Source organism: Photobacterium iliopiscarium, from assembly GCF_003026395.1.
Taxonomy (GTDB): Bacteria; Pseudomonadota; Gammaproteobacteria; order Enterobacterales; family Vibrionaceae; genus Photobacterium; species Photobacterium iliopiscarium.
The window spans coordinates 218,614-238,865 of the sequence record NZ_PYOO01000005.1 but is presented as its reverse complement, the minus strand read 5'-3'; the positions used below and the strand labels follow the sequence as shown (position 1 = coordinate 238,865).

Below are 20,252 nucleotides of genomic sequence, written 5' to 3'. Positions count from 1 at the left end.
TTTAACCATAGTAACGTTACTATGGTTAACCCGCCATAATATCCGTTGTGTTAGCAATGTTGATACCTAAAATCTCCATCTTTTCAATAAAGACTTTTGCTTGTTGTTCAAAGCCTGCGACAGGGCTGGTGGTATCAATAAGGAGGGTTAATTTATGAATGTCAGTAAGTGGTAGTTTATCGACCATTTGTTCAACAGTGCTTGCGACGCAGTGAGATAGGGCCTGTCCTGAGATAAAGACGCGATCGCTCTGTATGACTAATGCCGTTAATTGGGGATCAAACTGAGTCTTTATATCATTGTGCAGTGGGTATTCAGCTTCACAACCACCATAGTGCTCAGTATGTGGGTTTTCACCTTTAGAGATGGTGTAGCGTGAAAGGGCTGTTTGTTTTTCCCAAGCATCAATAGCGGTTTGAATTGGGGCAACAATCGTATGTCCTATTGAATTGATAATACAGTGTGTTGGCCAAATAATCAGGCTGTATTTACCTGTTTGCTCAAGGAACTGAGTATATTCAAGTACGTGACCAAGGTGCTCTAAATTGGTCGGTTGCCATAAGCCATCAACAATATTCTGATGGCTAATAAGCGTAAACGGCGCAGGATGTTGACCATATTTATTCTGCCAATAAATCGTGTGAGCAATATCGTATTCATGGTGGCTATCAAGGGTTACAACGATATTGTTGATTTTATTTTGTTGATTATTAATAAATGTAGCAAGTCGTTGAGCATCTTCCCATGAATGAGGAACAGGAAGAGAGGGAGAAATCGTATTTGGTGGTGCACCTAAAGTGAGTTGCTCATTTAATGGTACATCATAAAAGTCGTATTGAGGATCAATGATAAGTAATGATGTTATTGTTTGATGCATTGCATACTCCTTTATGCTTTGAGGTGTTGATCTGAATCGAGTGACAGCATGGTAAAAAAAGTGGAATAAATATACGTGGGTGAACGTTAATTGAAAAGAAATAAGATGACTATCTAAAACGTCTTCAAAAGAATTGGAAGAATTGGGACAGCCATAAAGGAAATACGGGGCATTACACGGGACAGCCAAAACATTGCAGACTTTCGATAAGCTACTACACTTAAGCCTCGTATTGCTTATGGTGGAAGAAATGACAGTCTCAAGACGTAAATTGATCGAACCTCAAATTACTCCGTATTATCATATTATTAATCGCTGTGTTCGGCGGGCTTATTTGTGTGGTGATGATCCGTATAGTGGTAAAAATTACCAACATCGACGTGGTTGGATCGTGAATAAAATCAAGCAATTGTCTGAGGTGTTTTGTATTGATGTTTGCGCTTATGCCGTCATGAATAATCATTATCATTTAGTCTTAAAGATCGATATACAGCAACAACAGGCGCTATCACCTCAAGAGGTCATTTCGCGTTGGTTACAGTTATTTAATGGTCATCCTATTGCGGTAGATTTTGTTAATAATGGTGATGTTGGTGCAGATAAGAAACAAGCGTTATCAACATTGGTTGCAGAATGGCAGTCACGATTAGGCAGTATTAGCTGGTTTATGCGGTGTTTAAATGAAGAAATTGCGCGAAAAGCCAACAAAGAAGATGATTGTACTGGTGCTTTTTGGGAAGGGCGTTTTAAATCTCAAGCGTTGTTAGATGAACAAGCATTACTCTCTTGTATGATGTACGTTGATTTAAATCCGATTAGAGCCGGACTTACAACATCGTTGCACGACTCTGATTTTACTTCAATTCAGCAACGAATAGCAGAATGCCATCAAACGTCTATAGCAAAAAAATCAACCTTAAATTCATCATCAATTAAACTACCTAAAATTGGATTATTGCCTTTTGTTGGCGCTGAGCATCAGGATAAACAGGCGGGGATTCAGTTTGATTTTGCTGATTATTTAGAGCTGATTGATTGGAGTGGACGTAGTATTCGCGATGATAAAAAAGGCTTTATTCCTGCCACTCAACCTAAACTGTTACAACAAATTGGGGTTAATGCAGAAGCGTGGTTAGATAATAGTAATGACTTTATGGAGCACTATACTAATGTGAGTGGTAAATGGTCGCGAATGTGTTCGTTTCAACAGCATTTTGGTGGTCGTTGGTGTAAAGGTAAGGTCGCTAGTCAAAGATTACACCCTCACTAAATTTCTTTTTGTGATTGCAGAGGCCTATCACCGCAATAACCGTTTATTGTGGAATTTGGCGATCTTGTTAAACAGGAAAGAAGATGTTTTATTGTTGTGAGACTGGTTTTTTCACATTCAAAACCGAAGTAAATGGTATGTGGTTGTTATTGTCTCAGTGTGTAGTGGTTTTTATGTTAGAAATATATGGCTGTCCTCAATTTGCTCCTCAATTTGACAATGAATGTCTTTTATTTAAGCAGTTGAGCTGTGATTTTAAAAAGACATGGCTGTCCTTTGTGCTCTTGCCTTTGTGCTTTTTTTGTGCTCTTTTTCGGCAAAAAAAGCCTCTTAATTTCTATCAATTAGAAACTAAGAGGCGAGAAGATTAATCCTGAATATTGTTAGCTTGTGCCGTCGTTATTTTATCCCATTGATAGAAATCTTGTTTATAAGACAAGCTACCCCATAACGCGAATGCATTTGCTGTTTTTACTTCGCTGTTGGGTAATTTAGTGGGTATTAATGCATGAGTTGTCGGTTCATAGTGAAAAGTCATTACGTCTTTGTTTGGCTGAAAGACGACAGCATGATTATCTCTATTTAGCCACGCAAAGTTATTGTGGTATTGCATGATGGCTCTTTGTTTGTGTTGTTCTACTTCTTTGCTGAGATCATTTCCCATCATCGGGTGATAAGCACTAATACCAGCCATTGACAATAATGTTGGCGGTAAATCAAGTTGACTGGCTAATTGATTATCCTCACATGCAGATATACCACCACCAAAAATGACGGCAGGAATATGGAAGCAGTCTATTGGAACTATTTGATCACCATAAGCACGCGAATCATGATCCGCGACCAGTACAAAAATAGTATCGTCCCAATAATCTGATTTTTTAGCCTGCTCTAGAAATTTACCCAGCGCGTAATCTGAATATTTAACGGTATTTTCTCGCGTGGTTGCTGGTTGATTATAAGGTTCTATTTTACCTTGTGGGTAATCATAAGGTGAATGATTTGTTGTTGTGAAGACTAAGCTAAAAAAGGGCTTATCTTGTTGAGAAAGCATACTAAATTGTTGGTGTGCTTTAGTGTAAAGATCTTCATCACACGCGCCCCATGATCCAATAAATTCTGGATTATGAAATGTGGGCAAATCTTGAATATCAACAAAGCCATTACCCAGCATAAAGCCTTTCATATTGTCAAAATGACTTTCGCCAGCATAGATGAATTGAGTATGGTAATTTTCATTTTTAAGCGTTTGAGCCATCGAATAAAAATTATTTTGGCTTTTAGGTAATTTTACAACGGCATTTGCAGGTGTTGGGAAAAATCCAGTAGTAACCGCTTCAATACCTCGGATTGAACGTGTTCCCGTTGCATATAATCGAGTGAGATTCCAACTTTCTTGCATTAATTGATCAAGATTTGGCGTGAGAGGTAAACCGCCTAGGCCGCCGACAAAACGTGCCCCAAGACTTTCTTGTAGCAAAATAACGATGTTTTTGCGTTTACCTGTATTACTTGCTTTGTGGTAGGCAAGTGTTGGTAGTGGCTGATAACTGAAAGCGTCTGCGGGTAATTGACTATTTTCCTGCATAGTCTGAATAATATCTTCTTTTTCCATTGGGGGATAAATAGTGGATGAGTCAACTATTTTGCGCATTAGTTTCATTGCATACAGAACTGAATACGTTGAATTTAATGGAAAATCATTCATTAGGTTATCATGTGAAAATGCAATCATCGATGGATTAATCGCGCGGTGACCTAATGTTGAGCGTGCACCTAATACACACAGTGCCACCGTACTCAGAGCGATAACAGGACGCCAATACCAGTTAGGAGCGTTAAGGTCTTGAATAAGGTAATTTGAAAAAATCCAGCCAAAATAAAGTGTTGTTAGTGAAATGATTAAACCAAGCGCTAACTCAAGTTTATACCCACTCCACATCATGCTCATGACTTCTTTTGGATAGATAAGATATTCGACAAATAGACGGTTTGGACGTACATCATATTCTTTAATGAAAAAAGGAGTTGCTGCTTCCATATAAACGAGCAGCCATAACCCGCAAGTGATCCATAATGAAAGTATTGTTAACCAAATTTGATTTAAATAAGGGATGCCAACGACAAGCGGTGTGATAAGACAAGGTACGATGACCAAGTAGCACATACTCACAATATCCATTCTCAACCCAGAGCTGAAAATTATCTTCCAACCATGAGCATTAGAAACTCGCTCTTTTTGCCAGAGACATAAAAAGAGACGTGAAAGTGTTAATATAACAATGCCTACAATAAAAAACATGAGAATAGGGAACATTACGCCAGTTATTTTTTTAATTGGATCTAGCAGGATAAAAAAATCCATAAATTAACTACTTAAATAATTTAGTTTTGTTTCAAATGTAGATTTGATGGTTAGTTTCGGAAAAAGTTTCAATTTATGTTAAAAAATCACAAAAAAATAGCAAATATACCTGTTTTTATAATTTTTTGGCTGTATTTCTATCTTTTATGTGGCGTATATTTAATCAAATATGCTGTGTGATTATTAATTAGGTTGATGTTGAGTGCTTAATCTTTAATATGAAATATACATGTTTTCAAATGAGTTAATTTCTGGATGGTTTTTATTTTCGGATGAATAAAATAGTGATGGATGAACAACTGACGATTCTTACTGTGTTAGATTGCGATTTAATAGTATGTTAAATTTTCAAAATTAATGTAATACTTAACACATTGTTATCATTGCTAATGTTATAAGCCATTGAATCTATCCGTCATTAAGTCTGCTGTTCTAGCAGCGATGCCTTTTATGTTGTTGTTTGTCGCCGGTATTGTTGATGCAATTGGCTTTATACATCTTAAAAACGGTTTATTTGTCTCTTTTATGAGTGGTAATACAACGCACGTGGCGATGTTACTTTCCAGTCATCAATATCATCAATCGTTGCCTTATATTGGTGTGATCTTGCTGTTTGTCACAGGAATCACTGTTGGTGAAATGATTGCTGTATTACAAAGGAAAAATTATCGCTGGTTGGTGATGAGTGCGGTATCTATATTATTATGCAGCGCTATTTTTATTGAACAGATTACCATACCGATGGCAACTAACTTTGTGCTGGCATTTGCGATGGGATTACAAAATATTGCATTAAGAATTACGATTAATAAGGCGATGCCATTAACGTTTGCGACGGCTTTTCTCGCTAATACAGGACGAGAGTTAGCAATGTTGTTATTAGGCCAAGGCGATAAAAAAGTTTTTATTAAACAAATTAGTTTATGGCTGTCCATTTTTATTGGTGCAATTGTAGGTAGTGAGTTAATGGTAGTATCATTAAGTTACGCGTTAGTTGTGCCGATCATTTTGTGCTTATGTATTGCGGGATTATTATTTTGGTTAAAGGAACTAACGAATGATGATTGACACATAATGAGAATGTTAAATCACTGCTACATACTCTTTATTAGTCTTCTTTGTGGTTGAGTCATTAATCAAGAAGAGTGTGATTTTATGGGATTAATCACAGTGTCGTTTTTGTTTAATATATAAATCGATTGTAATTGGATTGGTAACATTAATTAATGGTGATATGGTGAGTTAAAATCTCAAAACATTGTTACGTTATACCGAAACTAACTAATTTTACAAGGATGATCAAATTGGCAGGGATAAGTAAATTAAGTGCTGAGCGTTATGGAGCCATGTTTGCTCAATTAACGGATAAATCATGGGTATTTGGTGTGATTGTTGCAACTGTTTTTTTAGTCATAACATTATGTTTAAGTTATAGCATTATCTACTACGTTCCACTTTATCAACCGACAACAGAGCCAGCTATGGCTATAATGACAACGTTAAAACCGTTGATGTTTGTCTTTCCACTTATTACCGCAGGGCTTACTTTTGCGGCGAGTTTTCGAGTTGTTAAATCATATTTAAATAACAAAACAACAGCTTTAAAATAGGCTAATAATAGCGATGAGTTATCACATGACTCATCGTTTTTTTATAAACTAAAATACGTTTAATTTGTTAAATAAGTGAAGTTATTGTTTTCTATATGGTCAATTAATGATGAAAATGCATAGTGGTTATTTTTTATTGTTGATATTGACGCATTATTGAATATTGATAATAGCAATGTGTGATCGTTGCTTTATTTTATTTATGATTGTTGACTCGTTTTTTTGTGAATTTACGCTACGATAGCGGCCATTTCTCGTTCCTTTATTTAATTAGATCATGAATATAAAAAAAGCGGTTCCTTATTTATTCGTTACTTTAAGTTTTTTTGGCAACATGTCAGCTGCGCAGGCTTATGACCAGATTACACTTGGTCGTACTATTTTACTTAAACATGGCGAGCATGGTGCAAAAATTCCATTAGTCGTGTGCCGTAATACCAACGCGATAAAAGTGAAAGCAGAACGAAACTTACACCTTGAGCGCATTAAAGTAACGTTTAGAAATGGTGAAACGCGTAATATTTCTTTTTATCGTGATCTGAAGAAAAATCAAGAAACGAGCTGGCGTAAATTTTCATACAAGCGTTGTGTGAAGAAACTAGAAGTGTACGGTAATTCTGACGGTACGCGTGCTGGCGTTAAAGTTTACGGTCGTCAAAAAGATTAACTAAAAAACGCCATATGTCTTATCTATATAACAAAAGATGAGACAATATGGCGTTGTTTTTATTTAGGTGTTTTAGACCTGATATAATCGATTAAATTATAATAGCCCAACGGTGAAGTGTAAGCCGTAAAACACCCCGCGTCCGATGATTTCTGCTGCAAACATAATCACAAAAGCAAGGCCACTTAAGGCTGTAACCGATGTTGTCTGTGATGATTTAAATGCAGAGAATAACCATAAGCCACCCGCAATAACAAGCAACAGTAAACGGGTAATAATTGACCCTGAATAAATAGCTAAATGTTCAGCACCCGTCTGAATTGATGTTGTTATTTCAGCGATATTCACTAATTGCCAAGCTGTTATCACAAGATGAAGTGAAATAATAACGACACCAAATGTAGCTAATTTAGCGTTTAATGTTGGGGTTGTTGCCCCCGTTAGGTTCAATAGCACGTAACCGAGTAACACACCGGACATTAATACGGTGCCAATAAACTCGACGTAAGTGAAACTGCTATCCCACACCGGAACCGTATTGATCAGATAGACTTTGATCATCGCCGCCATAAAAATAACGCCAGCAATACTGACAACCAGACGGGCGATTTTTAATAGATGCGCATTTGCAATTTTAAACAGTTCAGCAAGCCAATAAATGCCGCCTAAAGCAAAGAACAAGCTACCGGTTAGGATCTCGTTAGATAAACCGGAATAACCGACACGGTTTAACGCATTAAATGCACGTAAAGGACTACCAAGGTGCATGGTTGATGCAGCAAAACCTATTGCCATAAATGCCCATAAAATAAACATACTAAGCACAAGCGGTTGACGCTGCTTTGCTATTGAGTCCATTTGAGATAAACGGCCAGCCATAGTGATATAGCCACCAACAGCGGTTTGTGCCAGAACAGTAAACACGACTAAAGGTAATTCAGGATATAACATTATTTTACCTCCCGAGGGTTTTGTAGAAATCCACTGGTATCATTAACGGGCTTACCATTTGGATTTAGCTTAATGATTAAGTTTGGATGGGTAATATTTGAATCAGGTAATGGTGCACAATTAGCGTTAGTGCCGTATTTTTTACGTAATTCACTGATCTCGCCAAATTCAATTGCGCGTAATGGACAACTATCGACACAGATAGGCATTAAGCCTTCTGCGACGCGTTCAAAACAACCATCACACTTGGTCATATGGCCTTTTTCTTCGCTATATTGCGGTGCACCATAAGGGCACGCCATATGGCAATATTTACAGCCAATACAAACATCTTCATTAACGACAACTAAGCCATCTTCTTCACGTTTATGCATCGCACCTGATGGACATACTTTTGTACAAGCAGGATCATCACAGTGATTACATGAAATTGAAAGGTAGTAAGAGAAGACATCTTGACGGAATACGCCATGATTTTCTGTCCAGTTACCGCCTACGTATTCATAGATTCGACGAAAGTTACGATCAATCCCTAAATCTTTATTATCTTTACATGATAATTGACACGTTTTGCAGCCAGTACATTTACTTGAATCGATGTAAAAGCCGTATTGTTTTTTCGGTGTCATTACGCAACTCCCATGCTTTTCACAAGTTTCACTTCAACAAGGTTGGTGTGAGATGGATTAGATTTCGCCAACGGGCTTGGACGGCTGGTGGTTAATACATTAATTGAACCAGCCTGATCGACACCTTTACTATTCGGTGAATACCAAGCGCCTTCGCCAAGAGCGGTAACATGGGGCATGATACGAGGCGTCACTTTTACGCGAACATTCATTTCACCTTGTTTACTGCGCACACTAACGAGATCACCATTTTTAATGCCACGAGCCGTCGCATCAATAGGGTTCATCCATAACTCTTGTGGTGCAGCGGTCTTTAAAATATCAACGTTAGCGTAAGTTGAATGGGCACGAGCTTTGTAGTGGAATCCGGTTAATTGCAGTGGGAATTGCTCACGATCTTTTGAATCCCAACCATTAAACGTTGAGTGATATTCAGCGATCGGTGTAATTTTCTCATCGTCACCTAGGGTCCATTCTTTTGCGATAACCGCTAGCTGCTCGGAATAGATTTCAATTTTCCCTGATGGTGTTGAGAGTGGATTCGCAATAGGATCAGCACGGAAGTCTTCATAAGGCACATACGGACGATCAAATTGTTTCTTATAGATCCCTTGTTTACGCATTGTGTCGTAATCAGGTAAATTTGCGTCATTATTTTGCTTAACAGTTTCAGCATACATCCACTGTAACCATTGCTCTTGAGTACGTCCTTCGGTAAAGGCTTTTTCAACACCCATACGCTTAGCCACACCAGACATAATGTCGTAGATTGGCTTACATTCAAAACGGGGTTTAATGGCTTGGCTAGCGAAGATGAAATAAGGCATAGATGCCGCAGCACCGTCCATACAGAAGTCTGATTGTTCTGATGTAGTACAGTCAGGCAGAACAATATCTGCATATTTAGCGGATGATGTCATGTGGTTATCGATAACAACGATCATCTCACAAGCTTTTTCATCTTGTAGAATATCATGAGTACGGTTGATGTCTGAATGCTGGTTTATCAAACAGTTACCAGCATAATTCCAGATGAATTTAATTGGATTATTGAGTTTTTCTGCGCCTAATAGACCATCTGTTTTATCGGTCATTTCATGAGCACGGAAAATAGCATCAGTCCATAAGAACATCGGAATTGACGCTTTTATTGGGTTTGCTACTTTAGGGAAACGTACAAATGGGTAGCTATGATTACCTTCTCGTGCACCGGTACCACCACCTTGAAGGCCCACCTGACCACGTAGAAGTGACAACATCATGATCGCTTTACAAGCTTGTTCACCATTAGCTGAACGTTGTAATCCCCAACCTTGGGTAATGTAAGTGCGGTTTGAGTTACCAATTTCACGCGCTAATTTAATGATAATGTCAGCAGGAATACCTGTAATAGGGGCAGCCCATTGAGGTGTCTTTGGTGTTTTATCATCGCCATTGCCGATAATATAATCTTTGTAACTGCCATTTTTAGGCGCTGATGCTGGTAATGTTTTAGCATCATAACCAACACAATATTTATCAAGGAAAGTTTGATCGACTTTATTTTCAATGATTAATACATGGGCGATAGCGGCACATAATGCGGCATCTGTACCATGCTTAATTGGAATCCATTGATCTTCACGGCCGCCAGCGGTATCTGTATAACGGGGGTCAATGCAAATTGTGCGAGTGTGATGGATTTTTTGACCATCAACAAAACTGTGAACTTGACCGCCGCCAGACATGCGTGTTTCTGCTGGATTATTACCAAACATAATGCACAAATCAGCGTTTTGAACATCATCAATACTATTGTTATCAATAAATGAGCCGTAGAAGAAGTCACTCATACGCTCAATATTGGCAGCTGAGTAGTCACCATAATGGTTTAGGTAACCACCACAAAGGTTCATCATTCGTGCAATTAGCGTGCTAGATGGATCCCAACTTTTCGTCACAGTGCCACCAAGTGTGCCTGTACCGTAGTTAAGATAAACCGCATCATTACCATATTCTTTGATGGTGTGCTTTAAGCTATTGCCAATAATATCGAATGCTTCATCCCAACTAATACGTTGAAACTTACCTTCACCACGTTTACCGATACGTTTTAATGGGTATTTAAGGCGATCAGGATTGTAGATACGACGACGCATTGAACGGCCACGTAGACAGGCACGGACTTGGTGAGAATGGTTGAAAACATCATCACCTGTGTTATCCGTTTCAACATATTTTATCTCACCATCAACGACATGCATACGTAAAGGACAGCGAGAACCACAGTTCACCGTACATGATGACCAAACGATTTTCTCATCGGGCTTTGTTGGGGTTTCTTTAGCAATCGCTTTAACGCTGGTGAATGGTAGGGACATTCCTCCAGCTGCGGCTGCTAATAAATAACCACTTTTTAGCACGCTACGACGACTGACGCTAAGTGGCTTTTTTAAATCTGTCACATTACATCCTTAAGATATTGCTTTTTTGTTTTATGAGGGACAAAAGTATGCCTTGATAAAATTATCATTTATTGTTTTACGTCAATATATGTAAGATAGTTTCAAAGCATTATTGGGTTAATGGTATAAATTAATAGACTATGAGAAATGATGTTCATTTGTAGAGATATGGAAAATATAAAAATATTGAGTCGAGTTATTGGAGGGTTGTTTTATTACCATCCAAGCCAATATGAAACGGTAGGTATTAATGCAATATTAAAACTGGACCACTCGGGTTTTACTCAGTTCGACACCACGACAGCAGCAATTTCGGCAACGGATCCCCATACTTTATCTGTGTGGCATGATGAATTATTCACGGGGGTAGGAGAGATGAAAGCACCACCGTGGGGATCGGTGTATTTAGATAAAGAATCGGTAGTTTTTGGTGATTCAACGCTTCATTTTCGACAATTTTTACAGCAATACGGCATTAAGTTTGAAGTTAATCATAATGAACCTGAAGATCAATTTGGGTTGATGTTAATGGTGATCGCCAGTTTAATTGAAGATAATAAATTTGATGCTGTCACTGAGTTGTTATCAATACATTTATTACCTTGGGCTCCACATTATTTGACCTTACTTCAACAAGCCGCACCTGTTGGCGCTTACAGGGAATTAGCTGAGTTAGGTCAAGCATTTATTATGGCTCTTGCGCAAGAGTTTAATGCTGAAATTATACCGAGTAAGCTCTATTTTAATGCGTGAATCAAAGCAATATAGTCGGCGTCAATTATTTACTCAATTTGCACGACCACCAGTGAATAAACCTCAATTGGTTATTAGCAATACGTGCGATAATCTTTATGGTTATTGTGAAAGTTGTATTGATATTTGTTCTGAACAAGCAATACTTTGGCAAGTAGATAAGAAACCTAGTATTGATGCTGAAAAATGTACGCTTTGTCAGCAATGCATTGGAGCTTGCTTTATTAATGCGATCAGTATAACTGATTGATTTTTATTGTTAAATGTTGCTGTACTTTGTTTTTATAGGTTGAAATAACTGATGTATTTATAAGATATACCGTTGTGATTTTTACTCGGAATATGATCATTAAAATTAAATATGCAATATAAAGTGGGCTTTTCTGTTGTTGTGTGCAGTAATATTAGTCTTATATTGATATTCTAATTCTATATGCAATTAAATAGTAATTGGTTCATGACTTATAAGGATAATGTTTATGAATGATACACCTAAGCGTGCTTTAGTTGTTGAAGGTGGAGCGATGCGTGGTATTTTTGCCACGGGTGTTTTAGATGCTTTTCTTGAAAAAAATTATAATCCATTTGATTTTACGATTGGTGTGTCTGCTGGATCAATGGTGCTAATGGGTTACTTATGTAAAAACCATAAGCGCAATTATCAAGTAATTACAGAGTATGCACGTAGTAAGTCATTTATTAATTATTTTCGTTTTGCTAAAGGCGGCAATCTTATAGATATTGATTGGCTATGGTCTGAAAGTATTAATAACTTACCATTAGAAATTGATAAATATGAAAGCCAAGGGATCCCTCTATTTGCCACAACGACAAATATCGTTACGGGTGATGCTGACTATATTGAAGTGAAGCGTGATAACTTACAAAGTTTGATGACAGCAACATGTGCTTTACCCATTGTTTACCGTAATTTCCCTAAAGTGGATGGTATTGCCATGAGTGATGGTGGTATCGCTGATCCTATTCCTGTTATTGAAGCTTATCGTCGTGGCGCGCGTGATATTACGGTTATTTTATCCCATGCACAGGCTAATTTTGTCCATAGTCATCAAGTTCCTTGGTTAACGCGTAAGATATTCAAAACAACCCCTGTATTTGGTCAAGAGTTTCTCACCAAAGAATCGCGCTATAACAAGGCATTATATTTTATTCGTAATCCTCCAGCTGATTGTCGTATTACCGCGATTGTACCGAATAAAGATTTTTTGATTAAGCGGTTAACGCGCGATGTAAATAAGCTAAATGCAGGCTATGAATTAGGGCGTCAAGCTGGATTTAAGATGATCAATGATGAGCAAGCATTAAGTTAATTGATGTGTGACGGAGTGTTATTCGATATTCAATATGAGTTTGGAAAATCGAGTGGTTAGATAGGTTTTCCTTTTTATCATGAAAGAGTATGGTGTCTACTTAACGAATATACCGCACTAGGAAAATAATATGAGTATTGTTGATGCTGCCAACAAACGCTATTCAACCAAAGTTTTTGATCCTTCTCGTAAGCTAACTGATGATCAATTACAACAAATTAAAGCGTTGATTCGACTAAGTGCTTCTAGTGTGAATTCACAACCTTGGCATGTTATCGTTGCTGCAACGGATGATGCCAAGCAGCGTATAGCAAAATCGGCTGAAGGCCCTTATGTCTTCAATAAGCCAAAAATAATAGATGCATCACATGTGTTAGTTTTTTGCTCAAAAACAACCATTAATGATGACTATCTAAATGACTTATTAGCGTCTGAACAGCAAGATGGTCGTTTTTCTAATGAACAATCAAAACAACGTATGGTTGATGGACGTAACTTCTTTGTTGATTTACATCGAAAAACCCTAGGCGATGCAGATCAATGGATGCAAAAACAAGTGTACTTGAATATTGGTTCACTATTATTAGGTGTTGCAGCCATGGGCATTGACGCCGTGCCGATTGAAGGTTTTGATCGTGATGTTTTAGATAAAGAATTTAATCTAAGCGCACAAGGTTTTACCAGTTTGGTGATAGTGCCTGTTGGCTATCATAGTGCTGATGATTTTAATGCTAACGTGCCAAAATCACGTTGGTCTGATACGAAAATTTTTACGGAGTGTTAACCCATGATTTATTTATTAGCAGAAATCAAAGCAAATCCTAATTGTCTTGAAAAAGCACAAGCACTATTAGAATCGCTGATTGCACCGACACATTTAGAGAAAGGCTGTGAGAGTTATCAGTTATTTGCTGATCAAAACGTAGAGGGTTTATTTGTAATGCAAGAAGTGTGGCTTTCTCAAGCGCACCTTGATGAGCATTTAGCAAGTACACATTTTCAGAATTTTTTAACAACAGCTGAAGAATACAAATTGTTTGAATATGTGAAACTACGTCCAATGAATTTGGTTGGTTAATATATTATAATTGCCAGTATATGTAATAGTTACTGGCAATTTTTTTATAAAACATGCTGTAATATACCCATACCCATACCCATACCCATACCCATACCCATATTTAATAGTCATTATTTTCCCTTTAAATATTATGTAATAAATTAATTTTTATTGCAGGTAGGAATATTAATGATACATATAAAACCTATATTTTTATCTTATTGATTAAATAAATTTATCATATAGGTCTAGCGTGAGTAATTCCTTATGGTCATTTGTTGTTATTTATATATTCTTTTAAAGAATTAATTATAAAATATATATATCAAAAAGGGCTATTTTAAATAAAGAAGAAAAATCATATTGTAAAGTAAAAAACAACATGCATACTGGCCAAATATTACATGGAGGCTAGGCGTATGAAAAAAAAAGTGATTGTACTATCGATTGCAGCAGCATTATTCAGTATTAACGTATCTGCATCTAACTATATTACTTCTGATGAATATATTAAATCTGAATCTCAAACTATTTATAATAAAGTTAATGATAAAATAGAACAAATTCGGTTATTAGCTCAAGATGAAAATAATATAGTTATTATTGATGGTCAGCGTAATATCAGCATTAACGGTATAAATTATCGTCTTAATGATGATAATTATATTCAGTTTGATTTTCCTACACCTACTTTTACTGATGAAACGCGTTTTAGAAATGTGTTTGACTTTATAGGATCAGACTGGGAATTGACTTGGTACGATCTTGGTATCGTGATGGTTAATAAAATATTTGGTAATTATGATTATGGTAATGGCTGTTTAATTGAATATTCACCTAATAATCTAATTGCCACGCCAGTCGGGGATAGTCACCTTGTTATTGAAACGGCATCATGTGCTATTGAAGATAATGAGAAATTATCTATTACCCAATTTTTAGGCTCGGCAAAAAAACTCGACTTCTCTAGTTTTGGTTATCAACAAGCCCGCGACTTTGCGCCTGAATCGATCGCAGTGATTAATGATAAAGTGTATGTCGGTAATACAAACAGTACATTTTCTCGTATTGATCGTTTTGATTTGAAAACTCAGCAACCATTAACGCCAATTACAGGGTTTACTAAAAATGGTGTTGCGGAAACATACCGTATAGTCAGTGATATTACAGAGCATAACAATCGTTTATATGTTGCGTCATTATCGTCAAACCGTGTTGATATTTATGATACACAGAATGACGATCAGATTATTATGTCATTAGGTACCGGTACGTGGTCTGGTAATACATTCAACACGACATTAACGCATCCTTATGCTGTTGCAGCAAATGATAATTATATTTTTGTTGCAGATATTACAGGTAAAATTTCTGTTTATAATCAAAGTGATGCAACGGAAAGTAATCATAAGCGCGCGTCAAAACATGCATTTTTAAGTCTGCCTGAAAGTAATAATATATTACGCAATATAAAATTAGAAGTTGTTGGTAATGAACTTATTGCTTCATTTGATAATACAGCAACTTATGTTTATGACATTGCGAATCTTGAAAAAAGTACTGAATTAGTTGAACCAAAATATACAACATATTTCAAACGTAATGTTTATGAAACAAAGAATGGTGATGTTTATACAGCAGATAAAAATGGTCAATTAAATGTATATTCAAAGGGTAAATTACATTTTAATGATGCTGAAAATATCGCAGTAGCAGATCAAAACATGGTTAAGTATTTTGATCAAATTGAAAATAAAGAAAAGACGTTAACAGCATCTTTTGATTTAGCAGCAGAAGATCAAACATTAGCAATGCTACAAGGTAATACAATATTATTGGCTGATATTGAATTAATAAAAATGCACTTGTCGAATACTGTTGGCGAAACGCCGACAGCTATTGATCTTATGGCTGAAAATGTCGTTAGAACGCCATTATTATTTGATGGAGAGAGTTGGGAAAGCCTCACTGAAAATCACTCCGTACGAATTAATCGTTTACTATCAGGTAAACAAGATAAGACCCATTTGGCACTGACAAGTTATGCCGCTCAAGAAACATCAAATCTTAATGTTGAAGCGCAGTTTAAAGGCAGTGATACTTGGTTAACATTGGGTTCTGTCGATCAATTACCTGCTTTTAACCAATATACGATAGAACAAAAAGTAGTTGATAATTATGCTTATCCTACTTCTGATGGAACTCAATCCGTTTCTTTCTATGGTATTGGTGATGTTAGTTATCTACCAAGTGACTTACTTGATATTCGTTTAACATCTGAAACTGATGAATTTGTTAAAAAGATCACTGATTTCCGTATGAAGTGGAGTTTAAGTTTTGGTAAATATTCTCGAGCAGATGGTCATTGGGAGAAAATAACGCCTGTTTATGCGCGTGAGTGGATGATTATCATGGCTAACTTTGCTTATGTGATTAACAGCCCTGAGTTTGAACATTTATGGTTTAATTATAAGCAAAGTATTGGTGGCGGTGAGCATGAGTTTTATGGTAATGCGGGCCCTGTTTATGCGCCAGGTGGCTATTTTAATAGTGATGATTACCAACGTATATTCAAAGAGTTTATGGAACGTGGTGGTATTCGTTTAGGTGTTACAACTATCGGTGGTGGTTTGGGTGGTGGCGATGTTTTAGGTATTGATACTTGGAACTATTATGCTCATTACTACAAATCAGGTATAGGCGTTGTAGGCCACGAGTTCGGTCATCATTGGGGCAGCCATTCGAGTAGTTTTTCGTCATATTCCACTGGGATGCAACGGATGTCACAAGATATCCAACAAATGATGATTCGTCGTCAAGAATTGCCATATTTAGACGATAATATTAATAGTTTTTATAAAACGCCAAGAGAAGATCTTTACAATGGTGTTGCGCACAATATGCGTGTGCCTCGTCCCGCATCAGATATAAATATTGTTGAACGTTACTTTGCTGAAAACCCAGTACCGTTAAAGTAATTCGTTAACGTCATTTGTTAAGATAATAACGACGAAAGTATTAATGTAAAAATAGCCACTATCGTGAAGTTGTCGCTTTATCAACAACGGATAGTGGCTTTTTTATGTTTATTTCAGATAGGATTAAGCACTAATAGGACGTAATCCACTGATGATCAATTGCTTATCAATATGATAATCGGTCGCGTAATGACGTAATTTACAGTCATTACCATCATGACAACCACAACTTAGGCAACGTTTTGCTTCATTCATCGCTGCTTGATGGCTATAACCTTTTTCCACTTCATTAAAACTTAAATGACGAGCATGTACGTGCAGCTCTGACATTTGATTACGCATAACGTGTGTTAAGGCATGTTCAAGTTGAACTTCAATATCTGTTGAATTATTATCTGACAGTAATGAACGCATAACGTTTTTAAGTTTGTCGACATGATCAGGGCGAATTAAATGCCCACGTGTCACATTGCGTTCACGGAATGACTCGGTGTAGAGTTTTTCCATGTTGCCACCAAATTGTGCATCAATCGCTTGGGCTGCTTTACGTCCATCAGCAATCGCCTCAATAGCCGTTGCAGGACCTCGACGAAAATCACCAATACCAAAAATCTTATCAACGCCTGAATACATTGTCTGTTCATCGGTATCGAGCGTATTCCAACGGTTGATAGGTAATTTAACTGTATCGTTATCTAAAAATCGCGTATCTGTTTTTTGTGAGACAGCAGCAATAACGGTATCAAATTCAGCATAGATATATTCACCGGTAGCTTTAGGTGAACAACGACCCGATGCGTCAGGTTTACCAAGCGCCATGGTTTCTAATTTTACTTGGCAAATATGGCCATTTTCATCGGCAATATTTTCTACAGGATTAGTTAAAAATAAGAAGTTAACCCCTTCGTGTTCTGCTTCTTCAATTTCATATGATTCAGCGGGCATTTCTTCACGGGTACGACGATAGATAAGGGTGGTATGTGCCCCTAAACGTAATGCTGTTCGTGCGCAGTCAATCGCGGTATTGCCGCCACCGATAACGGCCACTTTTTTACCAATGATGCAGTGTTTATCAAGCATTTGATCTTTTAAAAAGTCGACCCCAAGATAATGCCCATTAAGATCGGTACCTTGATAATTCATTTCACTGGCGAGTGAAGCACCAACGGCTAAACAAACGGCATCATAGTTGTGTTGTAATGATGATAACGTAAAATCTGTACCCAGCTTTTTATTGGTTTCAATCGTCATACCATTACGGCACATGATGTCAATTTCTTGATCTAAAATAGCTTTAGGTAAGCGGTATTCTGGAATGCCGTAACGTAACCAACCGCCAGCTTGAGGCATTGACTCAAAAATAGTGACGTTGTAACCTTCATTACTTAAGAAATAACCACAACTTAATCCACCAGGACCTGCACCAACAATGGCAATCTGCTGTGTTTTAGTGGATTTTTTTGTTGGGGTATAAGCATGTAACGATGCTAGATCAATATCTGCGGCATAGCGCTTTATTTGTCGAATCGCAATTGAACCATCTACTAATTTACGCTGACATTTAGCTTCACAAAAAGCGGGGCACACTCGACCAATAGACAATGGCATCGGTAGTGTTTTTTTGATGACTTCAATGGCTTTTTGTGGTTGATTGGTGGCAATAAAATAGAGATAAGATTGAATATCAACATCTGCTGGGCAAGCGACTTGGCATGGTGGCACACTGCAACTGATATTGGGTGCAGATAAAATCTGTTCAAGAGCGTGTTTACGACGTTGAATTAATGCGGTCGATGTTGTTGTAATGACCATGCCTTCGGTAGGATAGGTACGGCAGGCTTTTACTGTGCCATGATGTTCAACCTCAACGTCACATAAATCACAGTTGTGATGAAAACCGTCTATTTTACATAGCGATGGAATAGTAATGCCACATTCTTCTGCAGCGTTGAGCAAGGTTAGACTTTGATTCACCTTGAATGTGTTACCGTCAATAATGATATTTACCATTAATAGTCTCTATTCTTTTTATCTACTGAGAGTAGGGCTGTGTTGGTATTGTTGGTGATTCTCAGTGATTTTTAATTATTTTATGAATTACGTAAAGGCTATATCCATATAAGCCAAAGATGATAATTGCTTAAAAAAAGCAGAGGTTAGACGTCTTAAATCGTCTGTTATATGTTCGTTGGCTAAATAGGGACGGCATCATAGCATGATGCTCTAGAGGTATAAAGAGAGCCGTCACGGGTGTTTTTTTTTATTTTTTATTTTATATCAGATACTTAAAAAAAGTAATCGTTTGCTTTGTGATGTTTTTCCAAGAATTTTATTTATAATAAAAATTAAGAGCGTAATCATAAGAAATTTGAATTATTACCGTTTGTTTTTAGGTTTGTTATTGTTGGCAATGCTTTGATGGTATAACCTAAAGCTCACGCAAGGGGGCACAATGTCAAAAAGTATATTTCTAGTACGTCATGGTCAAACAGTTTTTAATGCACAGCAACGCTTACAAGGACATTGTAATTCTGACCTAACGGACTTAGGGCAACAGCAAGCAACGACGATCGGTTTATCTTTAAAAAACAAATTAGCAAATAAGCGACAGTGGACTATTTATTCAAGTCCATTAGGCCGTGCGATGCAAACCGCTGCAATCGTTGCGGAACAAATAGGGATTGATGCGAGTGAGATTGTGCCTGATGCACGCTTACAAGAGTTTTGTTTAGGTGAGTGGGAACAAGCATATATTCCGGACATTAAAGCAACACAGCCACGTCTTTGTGAACAACGTGATTGGTATTTAATGGCGCCAAATGCTGAATCCTATTATGCCGTTAAAGATCGTATTGAAGATTTTCTTGCTGATGTTTCAGTACCTGAAAATGTTATTGTTGTTTCCCATGGGTTAACTGGCGCTGTATTTCGTGGCGTTTATGTCGGCATGACTTACAACGAAGTCTTCTCTCAAGATTTACCACAAGATGCTTATTTCTTATTAGCTAACGATAAAATTAGTCGTATTCAGTGTGATGTTCAAAGTGTAGCCACTGTTGCCGTATAAGTCGTTATAACAGCAAACTTAGAGTAACGTTTTATCTAGAAATAAAAATTATCTTTCATTTCGGCCTAAAGTATAATAAAACATAAATAACATAACGAATTTATGCTTATGTTCATAGTTGGTTCATTTATGGCAAGCTATTATCTAAATAGATATATAGAGTATTGAATTGATATTAGAATAAGCAGACTTATCAGGTATAAGATAAACGTTAGGATAACCTAATGGCCTGATTGATATGATTTTAGAG

General features: G+C 37.0%; 17 protein-coding genes. 11 read left to right on the top strand and 6 right to left on the bottom strand.

Annotated elements, in window-relative coordinates:
• Positions 1-25: 25 nt before the first annotated feature.
• Complete coding sequence (locus C9J51_RS10510) at positions 26-877, bottom strand: cysteine hydrolase family protein (RefSeq protein WP_045040453.1); 852 nt, start codon at positions 875-877, stop codon at positions 26-28.
• Between the two features lie 250 nt (positions 878-1,127).
• Here C9J51_RS10510 and C9J51_RS10505 point away from each other — a divergent pair, with 250 nt between their 5' ends.
• Positions 1,128-2,147, top strand: a complete 1,020-nt coding sequence (locus tag C9J51_RS10505; protein ID WP_107275013.1) for a transposase — start codon at positions 1,128-1,130, stop codon at positions 2,145-2,147.
• 367 nt (positions 2,148-2,514) lie between these two features.
• Here C9J51_RS10505 and C9J51_RS10495 read toward each other — a convergent pair whose 3' ends face one another.
• Positions 2,515-4,512 carry an LTA synthase family protein gene (locus C9J51_RS10495; protein ID WP_181314815.1) on the bottom strand — a complete coding sequence of 666 codons (1,998 nt, stop codon included), beginning with the start codon at positions 4,510-4,512 and terminating at the stop codon, positions 2,515-2,517.
• A gap of 402 nt (positions 4,513-4,914) precedes the next feature.
• On the opposite strand from C9J51_RS10495, the gene C9J51_RS10490 reads away from it, so the two are divergent.
• The 3 genes from C9J51_RS10490 to C9J51_RS10480 all read left to right on the top strand — a co-directional run bounded on the left by C9J51_RS10490 (position 4,915) and on the right by C9J51_RS10480 (position 6,789).
• Entirely contained in the window at positions 4,915-5,580 is a 666-nt protein-coding gene (locus tag C9J51_RS10490) for a YoaK family protein (RefSeq protein WP_244907466.1), read from the top strand.
• Positions 5,581-5,816: 236 nt separating this feature from the next.
• The gene (locus C9J51_RS10485; protein WP_045040825.1) at positions 5,817-6,122 is read left to right on the top strand and encodes a hypothetical protein; all 306 of its coding nucleotides are present in this window, start codon (positions 5,817-5,819) and stop codon (positions 6,120-6,122) included.
• 277 nt (positions 6,123-6,399) lie between these two features.
• Positions 6,400-6,789 carry a DUF2541 family protein gene (locus C9J51_RS10480; protein WP_045040826.1) on the top strand — a complete coding sequence of 130 codons (390 nt, stop codon included), beginning with the start codon at positions 6,400-6,402 and terminating at the stop codon, positions 6,787-6,789.
• A 96-nt stretch (positions 6,790-6,885) separates the two neighbouring features.
• Here C9J51_RS10480 and C9J51_RS10475 read toward each other — a convergent pair whose 3' ends face one another.
• The 3 genes from C9J51_RS10475 to C9J51_RS10465 are packed head-to-tail and all read right to left on the bottom strand — an operon-like array spanning position 6,886 to position 10,813.
• The gene (locus C9J51_RS10475; protein WP_045040827.1) at positions 6,886-7,740 is read right to left on the bottom strand and encodes a dimethyl sulfoxide reductase anchor subunit family protein; all 855 of its coding nucleotides are present in this window, start codon (positions 7,738-7,740) and stop codon (positions 6,886-6,888) included.
• Positions 7,740-8,369 (bottom strand): DMSO/selenate family reductase complex B subunit, encoded by a 630-nt coding sequence (locus C9J51_RS10470; RefSeq protein WP_045036783.1) that lies wholly within the window; start codon positions 8,367-8,369, stop codon positions 7,740-7,742. Before C9J51_RS10470 ends, C9J51_RS10475 begins: the two co-directional genes overlap by 1 nt.
• Complete coding sequence (locus tag C9J51_RS10465) at positions 8,369-10,813, bottom strand: DmsA/YnfE/YnfF family dimethyl sulfoxide reductase (RefSeq protein WP_045040828.1); 2,445 nt, start codon at positions 10,811-10,813, stop codon at positions 8,369-8,371. Before C9J51_RS10465 ends, C9J51_RS10470 begins: the two co-directional genes overlap by 1 nt.
• A gap of 168 nt (positions 10,814-10,981) precedes the next feature.
• On the opposite strand from C9J51_RS10465, the gene C9J51_RS10460 reads away from it, so the two are divergent.
• The 6 genes from C9J51_RS10460 (at position 10,982) to C9J51_RS10435 (ending at position 16,935) form a co-directional block, all read left to right on the top strand.
• Positions 10,982-11,566: a molecular chaperone TorD family protein gene (locus C9J51_RS10460; protein WP_045040829.1), complete on the top strand. Its 585-nt coding sequence runs from the start codon at positions 10,982-10,984 to the stop codon at positions 11,564-11,566.
• Positions 11,559-11,816 (top strand): 4Fe-4S binding protein, encoded by a 258-nt coding sequence (locus tag C9J51_RS10455; protein ID WP_045036780.1) that lies wholly within the window; start codon positions 11,559-11,561, stop codon positions 11,814-11,816. The genes C9J51_RS10460 and C9J51_RS10455 overlap by 8 nt, the downstream gene beginning before the upstream one ends.
• 229 nt (positions 11,817-12,045) lie before the next feature.
• Positions 12,046-12,897, top strand: a complete 852-nt coding sequence (locus tag C9J51_RS10450; RefSeq protein WP_107237295.1) for a patatin-like phospholipase family protein — start codon at positions 12,046-12,048, stop codon at positions 12,895-12,897.
• Positions 12,898-13,027: 130 nt separating this feature from the next.
• The gene (locus C9J51_RS10445) at positions 13,028-13,681 is read left to right on the top strand and encodes an oxygen-insensitive NAD(P)H-dependent nitroreductase NfsB (RefSeq protein ID WP_045036778.1); all 654 of its coding nucleotides are present in this window, start codon (positions 13,028-13,030) and stop codon (positions 13,679-13,681) included.
• A gap of 3 nt (positions 13,682-13,684) precedes the next feature.
• On the top strand, positions 13,685-13,975 hold the full coding sequence (locus C9J51_RS10440) for a putative quinol monooxygenase (protein ID WP_045036777.1): 291 nt from the start codon (positions 13,685-13,687) through the stop codon (positions 13,973-13,975).
• A gap of 401 nt (positions 13,976-14,376) precedes the next feature.
• Entirely contained in the window at positions 14,377-16,935 is a 2,559-nt protein-coding gene (locus C9J51_RS10435) for an NHL repeat-containing protein (protein ID WP_107250013.1), read from the top strand.
• Between the two features lie 123 nt (positions 16,936-17,058).
• Here C9J51_RS10435 and C9J51_RS10430 read toward each other — a convergent pair whose 3' ends face one another.
• Positions 17,059-18,945, bottom strand: a complete 1,887-nt coding sequence (locus C9J51_RS10430; protein WP_045040830.1) for an FAD-dependent oxidoreductase — start codon at positions 18,943-18,945, stop codon at positions 17,059-17,061.
• Positions 18,946-19,387: 442 nt separating this feature from the next.
• Between C9J51_RS10430 and C9J51_RS10425 the strand changes: the two genes are divergently transcribed.
• On the top strand, positions 19,388-20,002 hold the full coding sequence (locus C9J51_RS10425) for a histidine phosphatase family protein (protein ID WP_045036775.1): 615 nt from the start codon (positions 19,388-19,390) through the stop codon (positions 20,000-20,002).
• Positions 20,003-20,252: the final 250 nt, after the last annotated feature.

Excerpts from the sequence above, each read along its gene's own strand:
- C9J51_RS10440 (WP_045036777.1), top strand. The coding sequence starts at position 13,685 with ATGATTTATTTATTAGCAGAAATCAAAGCAAATCCTAATTGTCTTGAA.
- C9J51_RS10495 (WP_181314815.1), bottom strand. The coding sequence starts at position 4,512 with ATGGATTTTTTTATCCTGCTAGATCCAATTAAAAAAATAACTGGCGTA.
- C9J51_RS10445 (WP_045036778.1), top strand. The coding sequence starts at position 13,028 with ATGAGTATTGTTGATGCTGCCAACAAACGCTATTCAACCAAAGTTTTT.
- C9J51_RS10475 (WP_045040827.1), bottom strand. The coding sequence starts at position 7,740 with ATGTTATATCCTGAATTACCTTTAGTCGTGTTTACTGTTCTGGCACAA.
- C9J51_RS10455 (WP_045036780.1), top strand. The coding sequence starts at position 11,559 with ATGCGTGAATCAAAGCAATATAGTCGGCGTCAATTATTTACTCAATTT.
- C9J51_RS10435 (WP_107250013.1), top strand. The coding sequence starts at position 14,377 with ATGAAAAAAAAAGTGATTGTACTATCGATTGCAGCAGCATTATTCAGT.
- C9J51_RS10450 (WP_107237295.1), top strand. The coding sequence starts at position 12,046 with ATGAATGATACACCTAAGCGTGCTTTAGTTGTTGAAGGTGGAGCGATG.
- C9J51_RS10470 (WP_045036783.1), bottom strand. The coding sequence starts at position 8,369 with ATGACACCGAAAAAACAATACGGCTTTTACATCGATTCAAGTAAATGT.
- C9J51_RS10510 (WP_045040453.1), bottom strand. The coding sequence starts at position 877 with ATGCATCAAACAATAACATCATTACTTATCATTGATCCTCAATACGAC.
- C9J51_RS10480 (WP_045040826.1), top strand. The coding sequence starts at position 6,400 with ATGAATATAAAAAAAGCGGTTCCTTATTTATTCGTTACTTTAAGTTTT.
- C9J51_RS10430 (WP_045040830.1), bottom strand. The coding sequence starts at position 18,945 with ATGGTAAATATCATTATTGACGGTAACACATTCAAGGTGAATCAAAGT.
- C9J51_RS10505 (WP_107275013.1), top strand. The coding sequence starts at position 1,128 with ATGACAGTCTCAAGACGTAAATTGATCGAACCTCAAATTACTCCGTAT.
- C9J51_RS10425 (WP_045036775.1), top strand. The coding sequence starts at position 19,388 with ATGTCAAAAAGTATATTTCTAGTACGTCATGGTCAAACAGTTTTTAAT.
- C9J51_RS10460 (WP_045040829.1), top strand. The coding sequence starts at position 10,982 with ATGGAAAATATAAAAATATTGAGTCGAGTTATTGGAGGGTTGTTTTAT.